The 24,381-nt window shown below is 64.5% G+C and carries 18 protein-coding genes; 12 read left to right on the top strand and 6 right to left on the bottom strand.

Annotated elements, in window-relative coordinates; genetic code table 11:
• The coding region (locus tag VIM95_RS18800; protein WP_331988796.1) for an Ig-like domain-containing protein at positions 1-7,306 on the top strand (7,306 nt) is incomplete at its 5' end.
• A 39-nt stretch (positions 7,307-7,345) separates the two neighbouring features.
• Here the strand turns inward: VIM95_RS18800 and VIM95_RS18795 are convergent.
• Positions 7,346-9,262 (bottom strand): bifunctional diguanylate cyclase/phosphodiesterase, encoded by a 1,917-nt coding sequence (locus VIM95_RS18795; protein ID WP_331988794.1) that lies wholly within the window; start codon positions 9,260-9,262, stop codon positions 7,346-7,348.
• 37 nt (positions 9,263-9,299) lie between these two features.
• The gene (locus tag VIM95_RS18790) at positions 9,300-9,893 is read right to left on the bottom strand and encodes a transglutaminase-like cysteine peptidase (protein WP_331988792.1); all 594 of its coding nucleotides are present in this window, start codon (positions 9,891-9,893) and stop codon (positions 9,300-9,302) included.
• 314 nt (positions 9,894-10,207) lie between these two features.
• Between VIM95_RS18790 and VIM95_RS18785 the strand changes: the two genes are divergently transcribed.
• Complete coding sequence (locus VIM95_RS18785) at positions 10,208-11,623, top strand: TolC family outer membrane protein (protein WP_331988790.1); 1,416 nt, start codon at positions 10,208-10,210, stop codon at positions 11,621-11,623.
• A 40-nt stretch (positions 11,624-11,663) separates the two neighbouring features.
• Here VIM95_RS18785 and rraA read toward each other — a convergent pair whose 3' ends face one another.
• The 3 genes from rraA to VIM95_RS18770 all read right to left on the bottom strand — a co-directional run bounded on the left by rraA (position 11,664) and on the right by VIM95_RS18770 (position 13,447).
• A complete protein-coding gene (gene rraA / locus VIM95_RS18780) occupies positions 11,664-12,143 on the bottom strand; it encodes a ribonuclease E activity regulator RraA (RefSeq protein WP_331988788.1) in 480 nt (159 codons plus the stop codon).
• Positions 12,144-12,242: 99 nt separating this feature from the next.
• Positions 12,243-13,052 carry a 4-hydroxy-tetrahydrodipicolinate reductase gene (gene dapB, locus VIM95_RS18775; RefSeq protein ID WP_331988786.1) on the bottom strand — a complete coding sequence of 270 codons (810 nt, stop codon included), beginning with the start codon at positions 13,050-13,052 and terminating at the stop codon, positions 12,243-12,245.
• The gene (locus VIM95_RS18770; protein WP_331988784.1) at positions 13,049-13,447 is read right to left on the bottom strand and encodes an outer membrane protein assembly factor BamE; all 399 of its coding nucleotides are present in this window, start codon (positions 13,445-13,447) and stop codon (positions 13,049-13,051) included. Before VIM95_RS18770 ends, dapB begins: the two co-directional genes overlap by 4 nt.
• 227 nt (positions 13,448-13,674) lie before the next feature.
• Here VIM95_RS18770 and fur point away from each other — a divergent pair, with 227 nt between their 5' ends.
• From fur to VIM95_RS18755, 3 genes are read left to right on the top strand one after another with little or no spacing between them, the layout of a single operon-like run.
• Complete coding sequence (gene fur, locus VIM95_RS18765) at positions 13,675-14,115, top strand: ferric iron uptake transcriptional regulator (protein WP_331988782.1); 441 nt, start codon at positions 13,675-13,677, stop codon at positions 14,113-14,115.
• Positions 14,112-14,840, top strand: a complete 729-nt coding sequence (gene aat / locus VIM95_RS18760; protein ID WP_331988780.1) for a leucyl/phenylalanyl-tRNA--protein transferase — start codon at positions 14,112-14,114, stop codon at positions 14,838-14,840. The genes fur and aat overlap by 4 nt, the downstream gene beginning before the upstream one ends.
• Positions 14,837-15,568, top strand: a complete 732-nt coding sequence (locus VIM95_RS18755; protein ID WP_331988778.1) for an arginyltransferase — start codon at positions 14,837-14,839, stop codon at positions 15,566-15,568. Before aat ends, VIM95_RS18755 begins: the two co-directional genes overlap by 4 nt.
• Before the next feature lie 15 nt (positions 15,569-15,583).
• Here the strand turns inward: VIM95_RS18755 and VIM95_RS18750 are convergent, their stop codons facing one another.
• A complete protein-coding gene (locus tag VIM95_RS18750) occupies positions 15,584-17,212 on the bottom strand; it encodes a methyl-accepting chemotaxis protein (protein ID WP_331988776.1) in 1,629 nt (542 codons plus the stop codon).
• Positions 17,213-17,447: 235 nt separating this feature from the next.
• Between VIM95_RS18750 and VIM95_RS18745 the strand changes: the two genes are divergently transcribed.
• The 7 genes from VIM95_RS18745 (at position 17,448) to VIM95_RS18715 (ending at position 24,267) form a co-directional block, all read left to right on the top strand.
• Positions 17,448-18,299 (top strand): hypothetical protein, encoded by an 852-nt coding sequence (locus VIM95_RS18745; RefSeq protein WP_331988774.1) that lies wholly within the window; start codon positions 17,448-17,450, stop codon positions 18,297-18,299.
• A 102-nt stretch (positions 18,300-18,401) separates the two neighbouring features.
• Entirely contained in the window at positions 18,402-19,547 is a 1,146-nt protein-coding gene (locus VIM95_RS18740) for an imelysin family protein (RefSeq protein ID WP_331988772.1), read from the top strand.
• Positions 19,548-19,628: 81 nt separating this feature from the next.
• Positions 19,629-21,038, top strand: a complete 1,410-nt coding sequence (locus VIM95_RS18735; RefSeq protein ID WP_331988770.1) for a di-heme oxidoredictase family protein — start codon at positions 19,629-19,631, stop codon at positions 21,036-21,038.
• Positions 21,039-21,094: 56 nt separating this feature from the next.
• On the top strand, positions 21,095-22,135 hold the full coding sequence (locus tag VIM95_RS18730) for an imelysin family protein (protein ID WP_331988768.1): 1,041 nt from the start codon (positions 21,095-21,097) through the stop codon (positions 22,133-22,135).
• Positions 22,135-23,178 carry a DUF1513 domain-containing protein gene (locus tag VIM95_RS18725; protein WP_331988766.1) on the top strand — a complete coding sequence of 348 codons (1,044 nt, stop codon included), beginning with the start codon at positions 22,135-22,137 and terminating at the stop codon, positions 23,176-23,178. Before VIM95_RS18730 ends, VIM95_RS18725 begins: the two co-directional genes overlap by 1 nt.
• A gap of 13 nt (positions 23,179-23,191) precedes the next feature.
• Positions 23,192-23,521: a YnfA family protein gene (locus tag VIM95_RS18720; protein WP_331988764.1), complete on the top strand. Its 330-nt coding sequence runs from the start codon at positions 23,192-23,194 to the stop codon at positions 23,519-23,521.
• 5 nt (positions 23,522-23,526) lie between these two features.
• Positions 23,527-24,267 (top strand): pseudouridine synthase, encoded by a 741-nt coding sequence (locus VIM95_RS18715; protein ID WP_331988762.1) that lies wholly within the window; start codon positions 23,527-23,529, stop codon positions 24,265-24,267.
• Positions 24,268-24,381 lie beyond the last annotated feature (114 nt).

Raw genomic sequence — 24,381 nt, 5'->3', positions numbered from 1 at the left:
CACCTCGGCCAGCGGCAACAGCACCACCGCTACCGATACCGAGGGTTACTCGGTCGACGTGACCGCACCGAGCAATGCCACCACCGCGATCTCGGTCGACAACATTACCGCCGACAACATCGTCAACGCCGCAGAGGCTGCAGGCAATGTCACCGTCACCGGCAAGGTCACGGGCGAATTCCAGGCTGGCGATAGCGTCACCCTGAGCGTGAACGGCACAAGCTACACCACCGCCGTAGCCGCCAACGGGACCTACTCGGTCTCGGTCAAGGGTGCTGACCTCGCCGCCGATACCACGATTAATGCGACCGTCGCCGCCCATGACGCCGCCGGTAACGTCGGTACCGTCAGCGGCATCCATACCCACGGCGTGGACGCCACGGCCCCGAGCAATGCCACCACGGCCATCTCCGTCAACAGCATCACCGCCGACAATGTGCTCAACGCCGCCGAAGCGGCGGGCAATGTCACCGTCACGGGCAAGGTGAGCGGCGAATTCCAGGCCGGCGATACCGTGACCTTGCTGGTCAACGGCGCGAGCTACACCACCACCGCAGCGGCCGACGGCAGCTACTCGGTCTCGGTCAAGGGTTCGGACCTCGCAGCCGACACCACCATCGATGCCAGCGTGCAGGCCCACGACGCCGCCGGCAATGCCGGCACCGTGAGCACGGTCCATGCACATACGGTCGACACTACCGCACCGAGCGCATCCATCACCGTCGACAAGGTCACCGCCGACAATGTGATCAATGCGGCGGAGGCAGCTGGCAACGTGACCGTCACCGGCAAGGTCGCTGGCGAGTTCCAAGCCGGCGATACCGTCACCCTGCTGGTGAACGGTGTGAGCTACACCACCACCGCAGCGGCCGACGGCTCCTACTCGGTCGCTATCAAGGGTTCCGACCTCGCGGCCGACACCTCCATCAACGCCAGCGTGTTGGCACATGACGCCGCCGGCAATAGCGCCACGGCAAGCACAGTACACAGCCACGCGATCGATACGACCGCACCGGGCGCGACCATCACGGTCGACAGCGTGACCGCGGACAATCTCATCAACGCCGCCGAAGCAGCCGGCAACGTGACCGTCACCGGTAAGGTGAGCGGTGAATTCCAAGCCGGCGATACCGTCACCCTGCAGGTCAACGGCGCGACCTACACCACCACCGCCGCAGCCGACGGCAGCTACTCAGCCTCGATCAAGGGTTCCGACCTCGCGGCCGACACCTCCATCAACGCCAGCGTGTTGGCACATGACGCTGCAGGCAATAGCGCCAACGCAAGCACCGTCCACAGCCATGCGGTCGACGTCGCCGGCCCGAGTGCGACAATCACGGTCAACAGCATTACCGCCGACAATGTGCTCAATGCCGCCGAAGCCGCTGGCAATGTCACCGTGACCGGCAAAGTCGGTGGTGAATTCCAGACCGGAGACACCGTCACCCTCGTGGTCAATGGCACCAGCTACAGCACCACGGCCGCCGCTGACGGCTCCTATTCGGTCTCGGTCAAGGGTTCCGACCTCGCGGCCGATACGACCATCAATGCCAGCGTGGTCGCGCATGACGCTGCCGGCAACACGGCCACGGCCAGCGCGGTCCATAGCCACACGGTGGATACCAGCGCGCCGAACAATGCCACGACGGCGATCAGCGTCGACAACATCACCACCGACAACGTACTCAATGCCGCAGAAGCGGCTGGCAATGTGCTGGTGACCGGCAAGGTCACGGGTGAATTCCAGACTGGCGACACCGTCACCCTGCTGGTCAACGGTGCGACCTACACGGCGACGGCAGCGGCCGATGGCAGCTACTCGGTCTCGGTGAAGGGTTCCGACCTCGCCGCCGATACCACCATCGATGCTTCTGTCGCCGCCCACGACGCCGCCGGTAATCTGGGCAGCGCCAGCGCAGTCCACAGCCACACCGTGGATACCAGCGCGCCCAACAACGCCGGCACGGCGATTTCGGTCAACAGCATCACCGCCGACAATGTGGTCAACGCCGCCGAGGCTGCAGGCAACGTCACTGTTACCGGCAAGGTCACGGGTGAGTTCCAGACGGGTGACACCGTCACCCTGCTGGTCAACGGTGCCACCTACACCACCACCGCGGCAGCCGATGGCAGCTACTCGGTGTCGATCAAGGGTAGCGACCTCGCCGCCGATACCACCATCGATGCCAGCGTGCAGGCACACGATGCCGCCGGCAACGTCGGTACGATTGCCACCGTCCACGCCCACACGGTCGACACCACCGCACCCAGCGCCACCATCACCGTCAACAGCATCACGGCCGACAACCTCGTCAATGCGGTGGAAGCCGCCGGCAATATCACCGTCACTGGCAAGGTGGCCGGTGAGTTCCAGGCTGGCGACACCGTCACCCTGCTGGTGAACGGCGCGACCTACAGCACTACGGCGGCGGCCGATGGTTCCTATTCGGTCTCGGTCAAGGGTAGCGATCTCGCCGCCGATACCACCATCGACGCCAGCGTCACGGCACACGATGCCGCCGGCAACAGCGCCGTCGCCACGATCGTCCACAGCCACAACGTGGATACCACCGCACCGAACAGCGCCAGCACCAGCATCTCGGTCAACAGCATCACGGCCGACAATGTGCTCAATGCCGCCGAGGCCGCCGGCAACGTCACGGTCACGGGCAAGGTCACGGGTGAATTCCAGACGGGTGACACCGTTACCCTGTTGGTCAACGGCGCCACCTACACCGCGAGTGCAGCCGCCGACGGCAGCTACTCGGTGTCGGTCAAGGGTTCCGACCTCGCCGCCGATACCACCATCGACGCTAGCGTCGCGGCCCACGATGCCGCTGGCAATGTCGGCACCGTGACGACGGTCCATGCCCACACAGTCGATACCACAGCGCCCAGCGCCAACATCGCAGTCAACAACATCACCGCCGACAATGTGCTCAACGCCGTCGAAGCCGCCGGCAACGTCACGGTCACCGGCAAGGTGACGGGTGAGTTCCAGGCGGGCGACGCCGTCAACCTGGTCGTGAACGGTACGACCTACAGCACCACCGCTGCGGCCGACGGCAGCTACTCTGTGGCCATCAAGGGCTCCGACCTCGCCGCCGATACCACCATAGACGCGAGCATCATCGCCCACGACGCGGCCGGCAATACCGCCACGGCGACCACGGTGCACGCGCATACCGTCGATACCACGGCACCGAACGCAAGCATTGCGGTAAACAACATCACGGCGGACAACGTGCTGAACGCCGCCGAGGCCGGTGGCAATGTCACCGTCACCGGCAAGGTCAGCGGCGAATTCCAGGCCGGCGATAGCGTGACCTTGGTAGTGAATGGTGCGACTTACACCACCACGGCCGCTGCGGATGGCAGCTACTCGGTCTCGGTCAAGGGTTCCGACCTCACAGCCGATACCACCATCGACGCCAGCGTAATCGCCCACGACGTTGCCGGTAATACGGCGACGGCGACCACGGTCCACGCCCATACCGTCGACACCACCGCCCCGAGTGCAAGTATCACCGTCAACAACATCACCGCCGACAACGTACTCAACGCCGCGGAAGCGGCTGGCAATGTGGTGGTAACCGGCAAGGTGACGGGGGAATTCCAGACCGGCGATACCGTGACCCTGCTGGTCAACGGTGCGACCTACACCGCCACGGCCGCCGCCGATGGCAGCTACTCGGTCTCGGTCAAGGGCTCCGACCTCGCCGCCGATACCACCATAGACGCCAGCGTGATCGCCCACGACGCTGCCGGTAATACGGCAACGGCGACTACGGTGCACGCCCATACCGTCGACACCGTCGCGCCGAGCGCGACCATCGCGGTCAACAACATCACCGCCGACAACGTGCTCAACGCCACCGAGGCTGCGGGCAACGTCACGGTAACCGGCAAGGTCAGCGGGGAGTTCCAGACTGGCGACACCGTCACCCTGCTGGTGAACGGTGCGACCTATACCACCACGGCAGCGGCCGATGGTTCCTACTCGGTCTCGGTCAAGGGCTCCGATCTCGCTGCCGACAGTACTGTCGACGCCAGCGTGTTGGCGCACGACGCCGCTGGCAACACGGCGACGGCGACCACGGTCCACACCCATACCGTCGACACCACCGCACCGAACGGCGCAAGCACCGCGATCTCGGTCAACAACATCACAGCCGACAATGTGCTGAACACCGCCGAGGCCGCCGGCAATGTCACCGTGACCGGCAAGGTCACCGGTGAATTCAAGGCTGGCGACGCCGTCACCCTGCTGGTGAACGGTGTGAATTACGCCACCACGGCCGCGGCTGATGGGAGCTACTCGGTGTCGATCAAGGGCTCGGACCTTGCTGCTGATACGACGATCGACGCCAGCGTGGCAGCGCATGATGCCGCCGGCAACGTTGGCACGGTGACCACGGTACACACCCACACGGTAGATACCAGTGCGCCGAGTAACGCCACCACCGCCATCTCGGTCAACAACATCACCGCCGACAACATCGTCAACGCCGCCGAGGCTGCGACCAATATCACGGTCACCGGCAAGGTCACGGGTGAATTCCAGACTGGCGATACCGTCACCCTGCTGGTGAACGGCACGACCTACACCACCACCGCGGCGGCCGACGGCAGCTATTCGGTGGCCGTGAAGGGCTCAGACCTGGTGGCCGACACCTCCATCGACGCCAAGGTGGCGGCGCACGACGCTGCCGGCAACCTTGGCAGCGCCACCAGCGTGCACAACCACAGCGTGGACACCACTGCCCCGAGCGGCGCCACCACCAGCATCACGGTCAACAGCGTCACCGCCGACAATGTGATCAATGCCGCCGAAGCCGCTGGCAACGTCACCGTGACCGGCAAGGTGACGGGTGAATTCCAGGCCGGCGATACCGTCACCCTGGTGGTGAACGGCGTGAGCTACGCCGCTACGGCCGCCGCTGACGGCAGCTACTCGACCTCGGTCAAGGGTTCGGATCTCGCCGCCAACACTACCATCACGGCCACCGTGGCAGCGCACGACGCGGCCGGCAACGTCGGTAACGTCTCGGGCACCCATACCCATGCCGTGGACCTGAGCGCGACCGCCAGCATCACACTCAACTCGGTCACCGCCGACAATATCGTCAACGCCAGCGAGGCCGCCTCCACCGTGGCCATCACCGGCACAGTGGGTGGCGACGCCCATGCTGGCGACACCGTGACCCTGACCGTGGGCAGCAAGACCTACACCGGCACGGTGCAGAGCGGCAACACCTACAGCATCAATGTGGCCGGTAGCGATCTGGTTGCCAGCGGCAGCCATAACCTGACCGCCTCGGTCACCACCAGCGACGCTGCCGGCAACCCGGCCAATGCCAGTACCACCGGCAGCTACAACGTGAACGAGTACGCTCCGGTCTCGAACCCGGTGGCGGTCACCGGCACCGAAGACACCAACTATGTCTTCAACTGGAGCGACTTTGGCACCACCGACGCCAACGGCAACACCGGTCTCTCGATCAAGATCACCAGCCTGCCGGCCGATGGGGTTCTGCAGTACAACAATGGCAGCAGCTGGGTGAGCGTGACCAACAACCAGCTGATCACCCAGACCGATATCTCGGCCGGCAAGCTGCGCTTCGTGCCCGATACCAATGAGTCGGGCATAGACAGCTACAGCACGCCGGGGGTAGGTGACCAGAAGCAGGACTACGCCCGCTTCACCTTCAGCGCGACCGACGGCCCCAATACCGGCAACAGCGCGACCATAGCCATCGATATCACGCCAGTGGCGGACAAGCCGACCATGACCATGGCGGGCGGCAGCCTGCCCACGACGCCGCCGACCGGTAATGGCCTGACGCTGGACTACTTCAGCAAGATGTCGAACTACGACAGCAACGCCGCCGGCAATGTGGCCACGCTGGAAGCCGCCATGAAAGCACTGACGCCCACCACCACCAGCGTGGTGACCAGCGTCAACTACGACAACGCCAGCCACAACGCGGTGGGTGAGGACGACGGCGTGCGCGTCACCGGCCTCGTCTACCTCGAAGCCGGCAAGACCTACACCTTCAGCGGCTACCGTGATGACACCTTCCGCCTGGAGATCGGCGGCACCGTGGTGCGCTCGGACAATTTCAATACCTGGGGCAGCTATACCACCACCGCCTACACCCCGAGCACCAGCGGCTACTACACGCTGGAGGCCTTCCAGTACAACGGCAACGGCATCGGTGCGTTGAGCATCCAGGTCTCGGTCAATGGCGCCACCGCCGGCGCATTGGGCACCCTGCCTCTCTACACCGGCATTACCAGCATCGATACCGGCGGCGGCCAGCACGGCAGCTTCGTCACAGTGGGTGGCGGCGGTTACTACCCGGCGGTCTACAACCAGGGCAACACCAACAGCTGGATCTCGGTCTCCAAGCTGGTCCCGGCCACGCCCGATACCGATGGCTCGGAAAAGCTGACTGTCTCGCTCAGCGACCTGGCCAATGGCGTATCCATCCGCGACGGCAGCGGCCACAGCTTTACCGCCACCGCCACCTCGCGCACGCTCAGCCTGGCCGGCTGGGACCTCAATACCCTGCAGGTCAAGGCACCGACCAACTACACCGGTACGCTCAATATCAGCGTGCTGACCACCAGCACCGAGACCGCCAACGGCTCCAGCGCGGTGACCAGCAGCTCCTTGGCGATCACGGTCAATGCGGCGACCGCCACCACGCCGATGATGGTTGCCTCGCTGGCCAGCGAGGACAGCCACGCCACCGCGGCCAGCAGCGCGGCCGATACCAGTCATGCCACGACCACCAGCACGCTCAGCCATGACCAGGGCAGCACGGCCATCAATACCAGCAAGCTGGCCGTCGCCCTGCCGCATGCGCCTGTCGCCAGCGAAGACGTGCTGCACCAGCCCGTCGTAGCCAGTGCCGCGCCGGCAGCCGGTCAGGGTGCTCAGTCACTGCATCTGGGCGGGGATACCTTCCGTTGGTCCTTGGCCGACAATCATGCTGCACCGGCCAGCAGCCCGCTCAAAGCGAGCGATGCCAGTACCGCCGGCAGCCACGGGCTGGATCTGCGCGACCTGCTGCAGCAACGGCACGAGCTGGGTGGCGACCTGAACCAGCATCTGACCAACCATGATGCAGACAAGGCCACGACCGTCGCTGGTAACGGCCCGGCCGGGCAGGATGCCAACCGTCCGCCGGCACCGCTGGCGCACGAACAGGCACCGCTCCTGGATAGCGATGCCTCGGGGCATGCGGCGCTGATGGCGGAATTGTTGAAGAAGGCGGACACCGGCCACAACCATCATTAAAAGCCAACTGCCCGGCCACCCCTTGGGTGGTCGGGCGGATCAGCGACCCGCTTGCAATTGGGTGGCGTAGGGGCCGGTCATGCCATGGATGCCAAGCTGTTGCAGCGTGCGCCATTCCGCCTCGGCGTGTACTGCCTCGGCCAACACCAGGAGGCCCGCGCCGCCGGAGACACCGACGATGGCCTTGAGCAACTGTTGATTCCCGGCTTGCTGATCGATATCGCGGATAAAGCTGCCGTCGATCTTGAGATAGTCCAACCGCAGATCGTAGAGGGCGGGAATACGCCCGAACTGGCGGCCAAAGTGTTCCACCCCGAGCTTGGCACCATGGCTGCGCACCAGTGCGGCCAACGCTTCCAGGCGTTCGTACTGGCCGCCCAGCCCCTGCTCGTTGACCTCCAGCCATAAGCGGCGGCAGGCCGCTGCATGACGGGCCAACAAGGTAGACAGCGCCTCGAAGAAGGTCAGGTCGGCGATCGAGGCCGGCGCCAGATTGACAGCCAGCTGCTCGTCACCCTGCTGCAGCCGCTCACAAGCCAGCTCCACCGCGATCAGGTCCAGCTGCGGCAAAAGACCCAGACGGGCCGCCATGGGCATGAACTGGCCGGCAGTCTGCAACTTGCCATCTGCCCCCCGCAAACGCAGCAGTACCTCCTGGTGCAGCACCGCTCCCTGCCTATCGAGTACCGGGAAGCTCGCCAGCGTGAATTGCCGACGGGCGATGGCCGACTCCAGCATTTCCCGCCACTGTGCTGCGGTCTCGGCACTATCCTGTTCCAACCCCGCTACCGCGATCCCCGCCTCGCCCCCGGCCTCGGCCTGCGCCAGGGCCTGGTCGGCCAGCGCCAATACCCGCCGCTCGCCGTCCTCGTGTACAAAGCAGACCACGCCAACGTGCGCACCGCCGGCGCCGCTCAAACCGCCGGCTAGTGCGGTTACCGCCTGCAGGCAGGCCCGGCCGCAGGCCTCCGCCTCGGCGCGATCCACGCCGGGGAGGATGACCGCGAAGTCGGCACCGTTCAGGCGGGCCAATACCGCCTCGGTAGAATCGGGCAGCGATTGCGTCAATGCCGCCGCCACCTGGCGCAGATACTGATCTGTCGCCGCCCGGCCATGGTTACGGTTGAAGCCAGCCAAATCCTCCAGCCGCAGCAGCAGCAACGCCCCCTTGGCGGCTTCCTCGCCGCTCAGTGCCAGCCGCAGACGGCCCAGGAAATAGTCGCGGTTGGGCAGACCGGTCACCGCGTCACGGTTGGCCTGGGTGCGTAGTTCATCGATCCGGTCGGCCTGCTCGGCGAACATGGCCTTGACCCGGTCCACCATGGCATTCATGGTACGTACCACCAACCGGAGCTCGGTCACGTCCGGCTCGCGCATGGTGATGAAGTTGCGCTCGCCAATGGCCGCCGCTTGCTGTACCAATTCCCGCAAGGGTTTACGTACCCAGCGGATCAGTACGGTCACGGCGATGCCCGACACCAGCCCGGTCACGGCCATGACCAGCAGGAAGGTCAGCATGCCCCTCCAGAGCGACTGGTAGGCAAAACGCTCATGCGCTACCACCACCACGCGACCGGCCTGGTTCCAGCCGCTGGACACCTGGGCCACACCCGGTTTGACCTGCAGCGGCAGGAGCCTTGGGAACCAGGCCGGGACTCGGTCCGGTGCCGTGTCGTTGCGCCGCTCAATCACAGTACGGCCATGCACGTCCTCATAGCGGATTAGGCGGAAGTGGCCCGAATCGAACAGCGCACTGACCATCAGCTCCACCATTGCCGGGTCCTTGCTCTGCTGCGACATCGAGAGCGCCAAGGAGGCGGCGTTGTCCGCACTTTGCGTCAACAGCTGCTGCTCCAGATATTGCTTGGCGGTAGTGAGGTTGACGGTAAAGCCGCCGGCAAAGGCCAGCAGGGTGGATAGAAGAACGATCAACCAAAGTTGTCGGAGTAGGGACATGGCAATTACTTCCCAAAAAAACGGACAGGGAATCGGTTCATGGCTCGAAACCTTCGGCACGCATGCGGGTCAGCAGCTCGGTCCAACGCGACAAACGCTCGACCGATGAATTAGGCTGGCGACCACCACCCACCCACACGCCGTTGCTGTTGAAACTGAAAACCGGGGTCAAGTCCGGCCGTCGCGAAGCCGGCCGTATATCACCGATCAGATTATCCAGGACCAATGGTTCGGCATCGGGCTGGGAATAATAGGTCAGCACCATATGCGCCTGACTGATGCTGCTGCCAGCACCACCGATACGCGCCTTGACGTAGGTCAAACGCATTTTGTCTATGGGCACGCCCAGATAGCTAAGGCTGAAATACTTGGCGATCACGAAATCCTCGCAATCACCCGCCCCCTTGCCCAGGGTCTCCAGTGGCGTGGCCCAATAATCGTCGAGACCCCATACCGTCGGGTCGTCGCTGAAAACAATCTGCCGGTTGAAAAAGTCGTTGACCAGCTTGAGCCGCTCCGGCTCGCTACCTGTCGCATTGCGCAGCAAATCGCGCCAAGCCTGGAATCGCGGCAGGTTGGCCGCACCCCAGCGCTGGCTATAACTCTTTTGCAGCTGATCGAAGTTTGGCAAACACAATGCCAACGTCATCGACAAAAGGATTAGTATTACGCTTTGGCATAAATGGATAAAACCAGGCCAAATCTTTGTAAAGACGGTTCTTTTAGGCGGGATGCAATTATCCAATGGCATCGGGCTGTCTATCGGCACCGTTGTTTATCCACAGGTCAATTAGCTTTGACTAATGGAAAGTCATTGATTTATAAGTGTTTATATTCAATTGAGCCGATACAATAAGCAATCGCAAGGCTTATGGGTGACCACAAAAAATGCCAATGGCGCCCAGCGACAGTACCCAAGGCACCTTACAGGAAAGACCGACCTAGATGAAGACGAAATACCAGCTGGCCGTGCTGGCGAGCATGATAGCCCCGCTCTCAGCCCTGGCAGCAGAGCAGCCGGCCACGCTCAAGGCCGCGGTCGAACAGGCGATCATGCAGAACCCCGATGTCCTGTTGCGCTACCACGCGCTGACCGCTTCCGACCATGAGCGGCAGGCTGCCAAGTCTGGTTGGCTGCCCAAGGTCGACCTGCAGGCCAGCACCGGTCGTATGCGTAGCGAGTCGCCCATCCTGCCGCGCGAGAGCTACACCGATACCGCAACCACGGTGCAACTGCGCCAGACCCTGTTTGACGGCTTTGCCACGCTCAATGACGTGCGTCGCCTGAGCCATGCCCGCCAGGCCCGCTACTTCGACCTCCTGGCCACCACCGACGATACCGCACTGGAGGCGGCCCGTGCCTATATCGACGTACTGCGCTACCGCGAGCTGGTGGAACTGGCCAAGCAGAATTATGCCAAGCACGCCGAGATCCACAGCCAGCTGCAGGATAAGGTCAAGGCCGGCGTAGGCCGCCGGGTCGATCTGGAGCAGGCTGCTGGCCGCTTGGCGTTGGCGGAATCGAACTGGCTGACCGAACAGAGCAATCTGCAGGATGTGGCCGCTCGCTTCCAGCGCATGGTAGGTGACTATCCTGCCGGCCAGCTGGCAGCCCTGCCCAATCTCGATACCAATCTGCCACAGCGCGAGGGTTTTCTGGCCGACACCATCAGCCGCAACCCGACCTTCCGTTCCGCCGTGGCCACCATCCGTTCCAGCCGGGCCGATGCCGAGCTGCGCAAGTCCAGCCGCTGGCCGACCCTGGAGCTGCGTGCAGCGCAGAGCTATGAGAAGAACCGCAACGGTCTCTCCGGCGAATACAAAGACAGCAGCGTGATGCTGGTGCTCAACTACAACCTGTTCAACGGCGGCGCCGACAGCGCCCGTATCCGCCAGTACGCCGAGCAGCTCAATGCCGCCTACGACTTGCGCGACAAGGCCTGCCGCGATATCCGGCAACAGGCCCAGATCGCCTGGAACGACCTCAGCCGCATCCAGGAGCAGATCCGTTTGCAAAGCCAGCACGAACTCTCCACCGCCAAGGCACGCGATGCCTACCGGCAGCAGTTTGACATTGGCCAGCGTTCCCTCCTGGACCTGCTGGACACCGAAAACGAGCTGTTCGAGGCTCGCCGGGCGCTGACCAATGCCGAGGAGGACCTGAACCTCGCCAAGGTACGCGTACTGTCCTACTCCAGCCGCCTTCTGCCAGCGCTGCAACTGCGTCCGGTGGTCGACCCCATCGAGGATGAGAACGGCGGACTGGATGCCAAAGACGGTCAACTGAGCTGCAACACCAGCCTGCCGCCGCCGGCCACGCTGGATAAGCAGGGTCTGTTACCGCCCCCAAGCGCCAGATGAAAAAGGGAGCCGCCGGCTCCCTTTTTTGTATGCAACGAGCTTACTCGACCGGCTCGCAGGCGAGGACGATGCCGTCTTCGTCGGCATACAGCCAGTGGCCCGGGGTAAAGCTGACACCGGCAAAGTGCAGTACCAGGTCGCGGCACCCCTCGCCCCGCTTGACGCTCTTGCGCGGATGGGTGCCCAAGGCCCGAATGCCGACGTCCTGGGTCTTGAGTTCAGCCGAATCGCGCACGCACCCCCAGACCAGGATGCCGGACCAGCCGTTCTGCACCGCCAATTCACCCAACTGACCGCCAACCAGGGCGCAACGCAGGCTGCCACCACCGTCCACGACCAGCACGCGGCCGTGCCCCTGCGTTTCCAAGGCCGAGCGAACCAAGCTGTTATCTTCAAACACCTTGAGGGTGGCTATCGGCCCGGCGAACTGGGTCCGCCCGCCATAAGCCTGGAAGATGGGGTCGACGACCTGTACCCGGTCGCCGTGGTGGTCGCTGATATCAGTGGTATGAAAAGGCATGCTCCGCACTCCGTGGGTGGACATAGAACGAGCCTAGCAAAACGGGAAGCACAAGGCTTCCCGTTTGTCAGCAGGCGCGGGCTGCGCGCAACACTACGCCTATTTCAGGCCAAGTACATCCTGCATGTCGTAGAGACCGGCAGCCTTGCTACGCAGCCAGCCGGCGGCGCGCACAGCGCCCTGCGCAAAGGTCGCGCGCGAGCTGGCCTTGTGGCTGATCTCCACCCGCTCGCCGTCGGCCATGAACATGACCGTGTGGTCGCCGACCACATCGCCGCCCCGCACGGTGGCAAAGCCGATGGTGGACGGATCGCGCGCGCCGGTCACGCCTTCGCGGCCGTACACAGCACATTCCTTGAGGTCACGGCCCAACGCACGCGCCACTGCCTCGCCCATCCCGAGGGCAGTGCCGGACGGCGCATCCACCTTGTGGCGATGGTGCGCCTCGACGATCTCGATGTCGTAGCCTTGGTTCAGCACCTTGGCGGCCATCTCCAAGAGCTTGAAGGTCAAGTTGACGCCCACGCTCATATTGGGGGCAAAGACAATGCCGATATCGGCGCCGCCGGCCTTCAGCGCTGCCTTGCCGGCGTCGTCAAAACCGGTGGTACCCACCACCAGATTGACCCCCAGCTGACGGCAGATCGCCAAGTGGGCGAGCGTGCCTTCCGGGCGGGTGAAGTCGATCAGCACATCCGCCTCACGCAACGCCTCGGCCGCGTCGGAGCGGATCAGTACCCCGGTCTCCTTGCCCAGCACCAGGCCGGCATCGGTACCCAGGCTGGGGGCGCCTTCACGATCCAGCGCGGCGACCAATCGGCAATCCGGGTTGGCCAGGACGGTTTCTATCAGCACCTTGCCCATGCGGCCGGAGGTGCCGGCGATGGCAACCCGAAGCGGCCCGCTCATTGCCCTTGTTCCTTCTGGGTGGCCTGCAAGGCCTTGGCAGCTGCACGCGGATCTTCCGGTGCCTTCTCGGCGACGTTGGCCTTGGCTTCAAGGGTCTCGCCACCCATGCTGATCACACGGTCGCCGTCGAACATCACGTTGTAGCGCTTGTTGTTCTGCAACTTGCCGCCGCGGCTGTCGTAGTAGATGTAGTCCCAGCGGTTGGGGTGGAAGGCATCGACCAGCAGGGGCGAGCCCAGCAGGAAGCGGACTTGCGAGCGGGTCATGCCAAGCTTGAGCTTGGCAACCTGGTCGGCAGTCACGACGTTGCCTTGCGGCACATCCAGCTTGTAGGGAGTAAGGTAGCTGCAGGCAGAGAGGCCGGCGAGCAACAGGGCGATCAGCAGTGTACGCATGGAATACTTGAGCAGGAGTAGGAGCGTTGGAGACTGCGGCAAGGCGCGGAAGTGCCGTATCATACCTAGGTTCTGTTGCCATGGGTCCGCTCGACGCATCCTTGCGCCAGATCTGATGCGGCCACGCTGCCGCCGGGCGGCCCGGACACCCCATGGGGGCGCCCTTCCCGCCGGTTGCCAGCAACAGCAGCTAAACTAGTTACCCATACTTTATTGCGGACGCGATTATGAGCAAAGCAAGCGATCTCAAGGATGCCGGTCTCAAGGCGACCGGCCCGCGGCTGAAGATCCTCAACCTGTTCGAGACCAGCGAGCAGCGCCACATGAGTGCGGAAGAGGTCTACCGACTATTGCTGGATGAGCAGGATGACGTCGGGCTTGCCACGGTCTACCGGGTGCTGACCCAGTTCGAGCAGGCCGGCCTCCTAGTGCGTCACCACTTCGAATCCGGCAAGGCCGTGTTCGAACTCAACCAGGGCGGTCACCATGACCATCTGGTCTGCGTCAAATGCGGCAAGGTCGAAGAGTTCTACGACCCGGAGATCGAAAAGCGCCAGGATGCCATCGCCGACAAGCACAACTTCCTGATCCAGGACCACGCCATGTATCTGTATGGCGTGTGCGCCGACTGCCAGACCCGCCTGGCCGGGAAGCTGAAGAGCAAATGATCCCCTGGCTGGGCCGGGCGCTCGCCTTTCCACCACTGGAGAGCGCGCTGCAGGAGCCCAATGGCCTGCTTGCCGCTGGTGGCGACCTGGGCCCGGATCGGCTGCTGTTGGCCTACCAGCAGGGCATCTTCCCCTGGTTCTCGCCGGGTGATCCCATCCTGTGGTGGAGCCCGGACCCACGCATGGTGCTCTACCCCCAGGAGCTGCATATCCCACGCTCCTTGGCCAAGACGGTACGCAACCGGTCCTACGAGATCCGCCTCGATACCGCTTTCCGGCGGGTGATCGAAGCCTGCGCGCAGAGCCCGCGCCCAGGTCAGGACGGTACCTGGATCGTGCCCGAGGTGGCCGATGCCTACAGCCGCCTGCACGAACTGGGATGGGCCCATTCGGCGGAATGCTGGATGGACGGTGAGCTGGTTGGGGGGCTCTATGGTGTGGCCATCGGTAAGATGTTCTACGGTGAATCCATGTATGCCCATCGCCCCGATGCCTCCAAGCTGGCCTTCGTGCACCTTGTGCAGTGGTTGCGCGCGGCCGGCTTTGGCCTGATCGACTGCCAGATGCGCACCGCCCACCTGAGCCGCTTTGGCGGGCGGGAGATAAGCCGGAGCGAGTTTCTTGCCACGATGCGGCGCTTGATTGCCCAACCCGGCCTGACGGGCCATTGGCAGTATCAGCCGCCCGCCGGGCTGGGCGGCCTAAACGGAGGCGAGGTGCCATGAGCCACCCCAGCGATAGCCGCCTGATCCGGCTGCAGTTCTACGCCACGGCCCCCTACCCCTGCAGCTACCTGGACGATCGCATGGCGCGCTCGCAGGTAGCCATTCCGGCCGAACTGATCGACACCACCATCTACAGCCAGCTGGTACGTAACGGCTTCCGCCGCAGCGGCCTGTTTACCTACCGCCCCTGGTGCGACCAGTGTCGCGCCTGTGTACCAGTACGGCTGCGGGTGGCCGAGTTCCAGCCCGACCGTACCCAGCGCAAGGCCTTTCGCCGCCACAGCGATCTGGAGGTGGCCATCCTGCCCTTGGATTACCACGACGAGCACTACCTGCTCTACCACCGCTACCAGCAAAGCCGGCATAGCGGCGGCGGCATGGATGAGGACAACCGCGAGCAGTACGAGAACTTCATCCTCAAGAGCCAGGTAGATAGCTTTTTGGCCGAGTTCCGGCTGGGCGGGCAGCTCAAGATGGTGAGCTTGGTCGATCGGCTGGACGATGGCCTCTCCTCGGTCTACACCTTCTTCGAGCCCGATGATCTGCAAGCCAGCTACGGCACCTACAACGTCCTCTGGCAGGTCGAGATGGCACGCCAGCTCAGCCTGCCCTATGTCTACCTGGGCTACTGGATAGGTGAATGCCGCAAGATGGCCTACAAGACCCGCTACAGGCCGATCGAAGGCCTGCAGGATGGCGCCTGGCGGCTGTTGCCCGACGAGGCCTGATCGCCTGAAAAGGCGTTAAGCGCCCACCCTGAAATGGGCGACGTGCTGCTGCAATTCACCCACCACCTGCCGCAGGCGCTCGGCGCCGGCATCGATATCACGCATCGCGCTGGCGGCGGACTCGATACGCTGACCGATCTCGCCCATGCCGACCGCGGTCTCTTCGGCAGCCGCCGCCTGACCGCGGGCCGTGGCGGCGATCTCTCCGGCCAGCTCACGCATCTCACCCGTCGCACGGACAATGGCATCCTGGTCCGCCATGGCGCTGCGCATATCGGCCGCACCTTCGCGCACACCGCCACTGAGCTGTCGTACCGCTTCAGCCGCAGCACGGGTGGCGCCGCCTATCTCCTGGGTCATACGGGCAATATCGGTGGTCGAAGTCGCCGTGCGCTCAGCCAGTTTGCGAACCTCGTCCGCTACCACTGCAAAGCCGCGGCCCTGCTCACCGGCACGCGCTGCCTCGATGGCCGCATTGAGCGCCAGCAGATTGGTCTGTTCGGCAATCTCCTTGATGACTGCTGCCACCGAATCGATCTGCGCCGCCGCCTCGCCCAGCTGTTCGATCATGGCCGATGACTGCTGGCTGGCTTCGGTCAGCCGCTCGGTCGCCGCCTGTGAGCGGCCCATGGTCGCCTGCGCGGCCCGCGCCGTCTCTGCCGCCCCATCGGCCTGCTCAACCGAGTGCTGGGCATTGCGGGTCACATTCTGCACGGCGGCAGCCAGGGCGGCGGCGGCCTCACCGGCGCGCACCGCCCGTTCACTGGCCTGCTCGGTCAATCCGCGGGTATCGCTGGCGCGCTGCTTGAGCTCGCCGGAGATCCCATCTACCCCGGCGACGGTACGCTGGATCAGTTCGATGGTATGGGCCTGCTCCTCGATCAGCCGGTTGACCGAACGGGCGGTATCGCCAATCTCATTGCGACCAAAGTCCGGCAGGCGGCGGGTCAGATCGCCCTCGATGCGCTGCAGGAAGTCACGGATGTGCCCCAGTGCACCGGAGATACCGCCGGCTATCCACCAGACCGCCCCGAACAACAAGACAGCCCCGACCACGATCACGGTCAGGATGGTCAGTTGAGCGCGACGGGAGGTAGCAGCCTCTTCCTCGTTATGGCGGCGGGCATCGTCCTCTATCAGGCCACTGAACTTCTCCATGCTGCCCTCCAGCCGCTCGAAGCTGGTGGCGAAGTCGGCATAGGCGGTATCGGCATCAGCGGCATGGGTGGCGAATTTTTCCTGCACGAGCTGCGCCTGCCGGGCATAGCCACCCAGGTCAGGCTTCAAGACCTCCAACGCAGCACGCTGCTGTGGCGGCAAGGTCGCCTTGTCGTTCTCGCCCACCAGCCGGTTGAAGTTGCCCAGGTGCTCAGCCAGATCGTCACGCACCGCTTTGAGCTCCTCGGCCTTGGGACTGGCCTGGCTCGCCAGGCGGTACATATTGAGCACATCGGAACGGATGGCGTCGTGCATCATGTCCGCCTCGGTCTGGTTACGCAGTACCGAGACAATCTGCTCCGAGCGCTCGATGGCCGCAGCCAGATTGCGACTGCTGACATAGCCCACGGTGCCGACGGCCAGCAAGATCAGCATGGCGATCGCGCCCAGTAGGAGGAGCCGGGCTTTGATCGTGATATGTTTCATTGCTCCGCCATCCATTTATTTGACCCTGCGGGTGCCAGACAACACCGGCGCCGCGGCAATTCCCCCCTCTCGCGGCGGCGAGGGCGGGGCGCGGAACCTATCAGTAAGGGGCCGTTGAATTGTCATCACTCAAGAGCGCCCGGGTCTCCCGGGCGAAGCATGAATGTTTGAGTTATCGCTTAGCGTTGAGCTTCCCTATGTATAGCCGATCCCACCCCGGCCGAACGGAGCGCTGATGCGCTTCCCCCCCGCAGACGCCCGCCACCTGCACCTGCATCTGGCCGACGCCGCCTCCGGTACACCCTGCCAGTGGTGGCATCTGGAGATCGCGGCCCGCCACCAAGCCGGTCCCGCTTCAGCCCCCGCTCGCCTGCTGGGCACTTTGCTACGCTGGCCCGGCAGCGCCTGGATGACGCCGCTGCTAGACCGGCTAGGCCTGCCGGGCCTCGCCCCCTACCGCTTGCCGCCACCTGCCCAACGCCTGCAAAGGGCCGAAGATGCGGCCCTGGCTGCCGCCTGCCTGCTAGGCGCGCTGGCAGGGCTCGGCAGCCTCAATGCCACGCGCGAAATGCTGCTGGTACTACTGGCTCTCCTGGGCGGCCTGGCTGCTGCCTGGCAAAGTGGTTGGCAGGCAGCCCGGCAGCGCCGCGAGCTGTTGCAACAACAGGCTGCCAGGGCAGCGCTGCTAACCCCCAGCGAATCGACCCTAGGCTTGACCGGCCTCTTGGTGGCGGCGGGCCAAGACTATGCAACGGCCCTCGCCCGCACCGAGCAGCTGGCCCTGCAGCCCAGCCAGGTCAGCCGGCTTGAGTTGGCACAACTGGGCTTGACCATGCCTGCCCGTGGCGAGGTCGCCTGGCAGGCAATGCAAGGCGGGCTGAGCTGGCTGCTCGGTGCGGCCGCCGTGGCTTGGCCCTGCTGGCTCACCGCCAGCCGCTGGCAGTTCATACCGGCCCTGCTGGGCCTCTTGCTGGTGCACTTCGTGAGCGCGGCAGAGCGCCCTCGGCAAGCTTGGCGGCGACCGCTGCAGCACCTCCTGGCGGCAATGGTCTGCTTGGCCGCAGGCAGCCTTGTTCATTGGCTCTGAATCCCACATCGGGCGCCACAAAGCGGCATTTACTTGATAACAATTCCCATTACTTTTACCATTCAGCATATCTCAACCCGGCCCAGCTCAAAGGACTCCTCCATGGTCTTGCTCCGTCGCACCCTGATCGCCGCCGCCCTGGCTGGCAGCCTGTTCGCCCAGGCCGAACCGGTCACCCCTGGCGCGGTTGCCGGCCACTACGCCAACCTCGTGCATGCCGGCTACCTGGATTCGATCCAGAGTGCCAAGGCCATGCAGACCAGCATCGAGGCCTTTCTGGCTGCACCGTCCGAGGACACCCTCAAGGCAGCTCGCCAGAGCTGGATCGCCGCGCGCGAATATTACGGCCAGACCGAGGCCTTCCGTTTCTACGGAGGCCCGATCGACGCCGAGGATGGCCCCGAAGGTCGCATGAATGCCTGGCCCATGGATGAAGCCTATGTCGACTATGTGCAAGGCAAGCCCAAGGCTGGCCTGATCAACAACGCCAAGGTCAAGATCACCCGCGAGGTGCTGGTTGCCGCCAATGAAAAAGGTGGTGAGGAGAACATCAGCACCGGCTGGCATGCGATCGAATTTTTGCTCTGGGGCCAGGACCTCAGTGCCGACGGCCCTGGCGCACGCCCGGCCAGCGACTTCGTCGATGGCGGCAAGCCCAATGCCGAGCGTCGCCGCACCTATCTGAAGATCGTGACCCAGTTGCTGGTGGATGATCTGGAGAGCGTGGCCAAGGCCTGGGAGCCGAATGCCAACAACTACCGCAGCAAATTCGTTGCCGATGACGCCTCCATCCAGAAGATGCTGACCGGCCTTGGCGCCCTGTCGCGCGGCGAGCTGGCTGGCGAGCGCATGGAAGTAGCGCTGGCCTCCAAGTCACAGGAAGACGAGCACAGCTGCTTCTCCGACAATACCCACCGCGATATCGTCAACAATGCCAAGGGTATCCAGAACGTCTGGGAAGGCCACTACAAGCGTGCCGATGGCAGCGAGCTGAGCGGTCCTTCGCTACGCGAGCTGGTGGCCGGCAAGGACGCCAAGGTTGCCGACAAGACCAGTACCGACATCGCTAACTCGCTGAAGCTGGCCGAAGCGATCCAGCCGCCGTTCGATCGCGAGATCCTGGGCAAGAACAGTGCCCCCGGCCGCAAACGTGTACGGGCCGTGATCGATGCCCTGAAACTGCAGGCCAATGATCTGGTGCAGGCCGCCAAGGTGCTAGGCATCAAGAACTTGAACACCAAGGTCTAAAGCACTTATTCTGCGTCGCCTCGGGGCACGGCCTGATCCAGGTCGTGCCCTTTTAGCTGGTAAAGAAGTCCCATGATGTCCATGAAGCCACTGCTCCCACTGCTGCTCCTGACCGGTACCGTCGTGGCCGGCACCCTGCTTATCGACAGTGTTGTCGTGCCACCTTTCGACCGGGCCGAGACCTTGCCCGGGGGTGACACCACGGTATTCGATACCGGCAAGAACGCACTCGCCCTGCCCAGCGCCACGCTCAATGATGCGCAGCGTACCGAGTTCGTGATCGGCAATTCCTTCTTCAAGAAAAACTGGGTGGAGGCGCCGTCTTCGACCACTGCGCGCGACGGCCTGGGCCCGCACTTCATCGCCCGCTCCTGCGGCAGCTGCCACACCGAGGATGGCCGCGGTGCACCACCGGACTTCGAGAATGGCTTGCAGAAAGAGCAGCCGGTCGCCTTGCTGTTCCGTCTTTCCATTCCCGGCAAGGATGCCCATGGCGGTCCCAAGCCCGAGCCCACCTATGGCGGCCAGTTCGCCAACGACGCGGTCAGCGGTGTGCAGCCCGAGGGCCAGGTAGCGATCAGTTACGAGGAAGTCCAGGGGCGTTTTGCCGACGGCGAAGCCTATACCCTGCTCAAGCCCAGCTATCGCTTCACCGATCTCAACTACGGCCCCATGCACCCCGCCACCGAGGTCTCGCCGCGCATTGCGCCGCAGATGACCGGCATGGGCTTGCTCGAAGCCATCAAGGAAAGCGATATCGAGGCCAACGCCCGCCGCCAGGCGGAGGCAGGCCAGGGCATCAAGGGCCGCACCAATCGGGTCTGGGATGCCTACGCGCAGAAGACCGTGCTGGGCCGCTTTGGCTGGAAGGCCAATGTCGGCAGCATTGCGCACCAGAGCGCCGGTGCCTTCAACGGCGATATCGGCATCACCTCCAGGCGCTTCCCCGCCGAAGAGTGCACCGCCAAACAGGTCGATTGTCGCAAGGCCCCGCGCGGCGGCAAGCTGGAGATCAGCGACAAGATCCTCGACCAGGTGATCTTCTACAGCCGTACCCAGGCGGTACCCGCCACCCGCAATCTGGAGGACCCGCGCGCCCAGCGTGGCCGCACCGTGTTCTACCAGGCCCAGTGCGCGGTCTGCCATGTGCCGAGCTACGTCACCGGCGACTTCAAGGCCATCCCACAGCTTGGCCGCCAGACCATCTACCCCTACACCGACCTGCTGCTGCACGATATGGGCGAGGGCCTTGCGGACAACCGGCCGGACTTCCTGGCCGGCGGACGCGACTGGAAGACGCCACCGCTGTGGGCACTGGGCATGATCCCGGTGGTCAATGGCCATACCCGCTACCTGCACGACGGCCGCGCCCGCAACCTGCTGGAAGCGGTGCTGTGGCACGGCGGTGAAGCAGAAGCCGCCAAGCAGCATGTGCTGAAGCTGTCGCGTGACGACAGAGAGAATCTGGTCCAATTCCTGCAGTCACTGTAAGTTTCGTGCGTCCGCCCTCTCCGCAGCGCGGGCGCCACCCGTTCAAGGAAATGCCCATGAAACGTCGCACCCTTGCCGTGTTGCCGCTGTGTATCGCTCTATTCGGCATGGCCGGCGCCGCCGAGCTCGATGCCGCTGCCACCGTCGCCAACTGGCAGTCCCAGCAATTGCCGCGCATCCAGGCCCTCAATACCGGCAGCAAGGCGCTGGACGACAGTCTGGCAGCACTCTGCCAGCGCAAGACGCAAGCCAACCTCGACGCCGCCCGGCAAGCCTGGCTGCAGACCTACCTGGCCTGGCGCGCCGTGGAGGCGCTGCCCAGCGGTCCGGCCCTGAGCCGCCGTACCGCCTGGCAGATCGACGTCTGGCCGACCAAGCCGCAAAAGGTGGAAGAAGCCGTGCGGCTGGTGGAGAAAGATGCACCGATCGCCGACAGCGTAGGTGCTACCGCGCAGGGTCTGCCGGCGTTGGAGTACCTCCTGTGGGGCGACGACCGTGCCAAGGCCCAGTTGGGCAGGCTGGCCTTCCGCCAGCGCTGCGAGTACGCCAATGCGCTCGCCGATGGCATTGCCGAAGAAGCCGATGGTCTGCTCAAGGAGTGGCAGACCTATGCCGCCACGCCACTGGACCACGACGCCGGCCGGCAGGCGTTCGAGGAGGGTGTCAACCTGCTGGCAGCCAGCATCGAAGCACTACGCGACAAGAAGCTGGCCCATATCGGCAGCCCCAAGCAAAGCCGGCAACTGAGCCGCCAGGACTTCGACGCCTGGCGCAGCCGTAATACCCGCGCCGGCCTGCAGGCCTCCCTGGATGCGCTGGAAAGCTTGTTCTTCGGTGCCCAACAGGGATCCAGCTTTGCCGACCGGCTGGTACAGGCCGAGAAGCCCATCCTGGTGCGCCGCCTGCGCGAAGAATTCGCCACCGCCCGCAACCTGCTGGCCAAGCAGCCTGAGGACATGGCCAGCTTCCTGGCCGCCAACCCGACGGCGGCCCAGCCGCTGCTCGACTCCTTCAAGCGCCTGCAGCAGTTGGTGGAGCTGCAGGTGGCCGACGCCGTAGGCGTGACCATAGGCTTCAAGGACAGCGACGGCGACTGATGCTGACGCGCCGCGACTTTCTCGCTGCCAGCCTCGGGCTTGCAGCGCTGCCGCTCTGGGCCGGCAAGGACGAGGGTCCGACCATACTCTCGGCCGCTTGGCGGGGCTCGCAGGGCTGGTGTGCCGGTACGCTGGCCCGTGCCGAGATCGAGCTACCCAAGCGTGCCCACGTGCTACTGCCCGACCCCACACGACGCGGCCAGGCCATCGTGGTAGCACGCCGGCCGGGCTACTACCTGGCGCGGATAGACTGGCAGCGCGGCAAGCTGCTGCAACTATTCGAGCTGGAAGACGACCGCAATCTGGTCGGCCACGCTGTGTTCAGCCCGGACGGTCGCCACCTGATCACGGCCGAAACGGACGAGCGCAGCGGCGAGGGCCGGCTGGCGATACGCGATGCGCGTACCCTCAAACGCCTGGCGGACCGCCCCAGCCATGGCGTCGGCCCGCACGAGATTTTGTGGTTGGATGACGTTACCCTGGCGGTCGCCAATGGTGGCATCCTGACCCTGCCGGAAACCGGCCGCTACAAGCGCAATATCGCCCGCATGGACCCATCGCTGGTCACCATAGACTGGCGCGATGGCAGCCTGTTGGCCGAATACCGGTTGGCCGACCCGCAGCTATCCATCCGCCATCTGGCGCTCACCGCCGACGGCACCGTGGGTGCGGCGCTGCAGAATGAAGGTTCGACCAGCGCGCCGCTGCTGGCCCTGCTGCGCAAGGGTGAATTCAAGCTGGCCAATACCCCGTCCGAGCTGGCTCAGGCCATGCATGGTTACGCAGCCAGCCTGTCCGCCCTGGGTAACCGCTTTCTGCTCAGCTGTCCGCAGGGCCAGCTGTTGACCGAATGGGACAGCCAGGGCCAACTGACCGCCCGGCAGGCCCTGCCGCGGGTATTCGGCACCGCCGCCATAGCGGGCGAGTGGCTGGCCAGCGGCGAAGGCGGCGAATTGTGGCGGCTGGAGCCGGGTACGCTGGCGTTGCGGGAGAGTCGCCGCTATCCCGGCATCGCATGGGACAATCACCTCACAGTTATCTGAGGGACCGGTCACCATGCAGTCCAGTTACACCCTGCCGCTCTATATGCTGACCGCGCTGGCCGAATTGCTCGGCTGCTACCTGCCGTTGCGCTGGCTGCAGGGCCAGGGCAGCCCCTGGCTGGTCGTACCGGCCGGCATCAGCCTGGCGGCCTTCGTCTGGCTGCTAAGCCTGCATCCGGCCGCCAGTGGCCGTGTCTACGCCGCCTATGGCGGGGTCTATATCGCCATGGCGCTGGCGTGGCTGTGGCTGGTCGACGGCCTGCGGCCCAGCCCGGCCGACCTGATCGGCGTTGGTCTGGCGCTCGCCGGCACCCTGGTCATTGTTTGCCAGCCCAAGGTCTGAGCACTGTGTCTACGCCAACCTATATCCACCCGGTGCTGTACCGCGACGAGTATCTGGTCGCCATCCACAAGCCCAGTGGCCTCCTGGTCCATCGCAGCGAGATCGACCGACGCGAGACCCGCTTTGCACTGCAGGAGGTACGCGACCAGATAGGCCAGCGGGTGCATGCCATCCACCGCCTCGACAAGGGGACCTCGGGCGTGCTGCTGTTCGGCCTGGACCCTGACAGCGCGCGTGCCGTATCGCGCCAGTTCGAGGCAGGCATGGTGGCCAAGCAGTACTTGGCGGTCGTACGTGGCTGGCCGGACGAAGCCGGGGAGATCAACCACCCGTTGAGCCGGCAATACGATGACTATGAGCAGGCGCCGGATGTGATCGCCCCGCCGCAGGATGCGCAGACCCGCTATCGCCGGCTGGCCACGGTGGAGCTGCCATACAGCGTGGACCGCTACCCGCAGAGTCGTTATGCGCTGCTGGCCCTGGACCCAGTGACCGGCAGACGGCACCAGCTACGGCGGCATCTCAAGCACCTGTCCCATCCCATCATTGGCGACGCCACCTATGGCAAGGGCCGCCACAACCGGCTGTTTACCGAGCTGTTCGGCAGCCAGCGCCTGCTGCTGGCCTGCACCCGCCTGAGCTTCAGCCACCCCGTGCTCGGTACACCGTTGACCGTGGTCGCCCCCTTGGCCGAAGACTTCGCCGCTGTCTGCCGCCAACTGGGCTGGCCGGATAGCGTGGCCTGAAGCTTGCTGCCTATTTTTTAGGCAGCGCCCAAACATCCCTTCGCCGCCAGCGACTTGCCGTAACTATCCACAGCCTGCGCACAGGCTTGTCCCGGTAGCTTGTTGATGAACCCT

This window comes from Chitinimonas sp., from assembly GCF_036568685.1.
In the GTDB taxonomy this organism is placed as follows: Bacteria; Pseudomonadota; Gammaproteobacteria; order Burkholderiales; family Chitinimonadaceae; genus Chitinimonas.
This window is presented reverse-complemented; position numbering and strand designations above follow the sequence as displayed.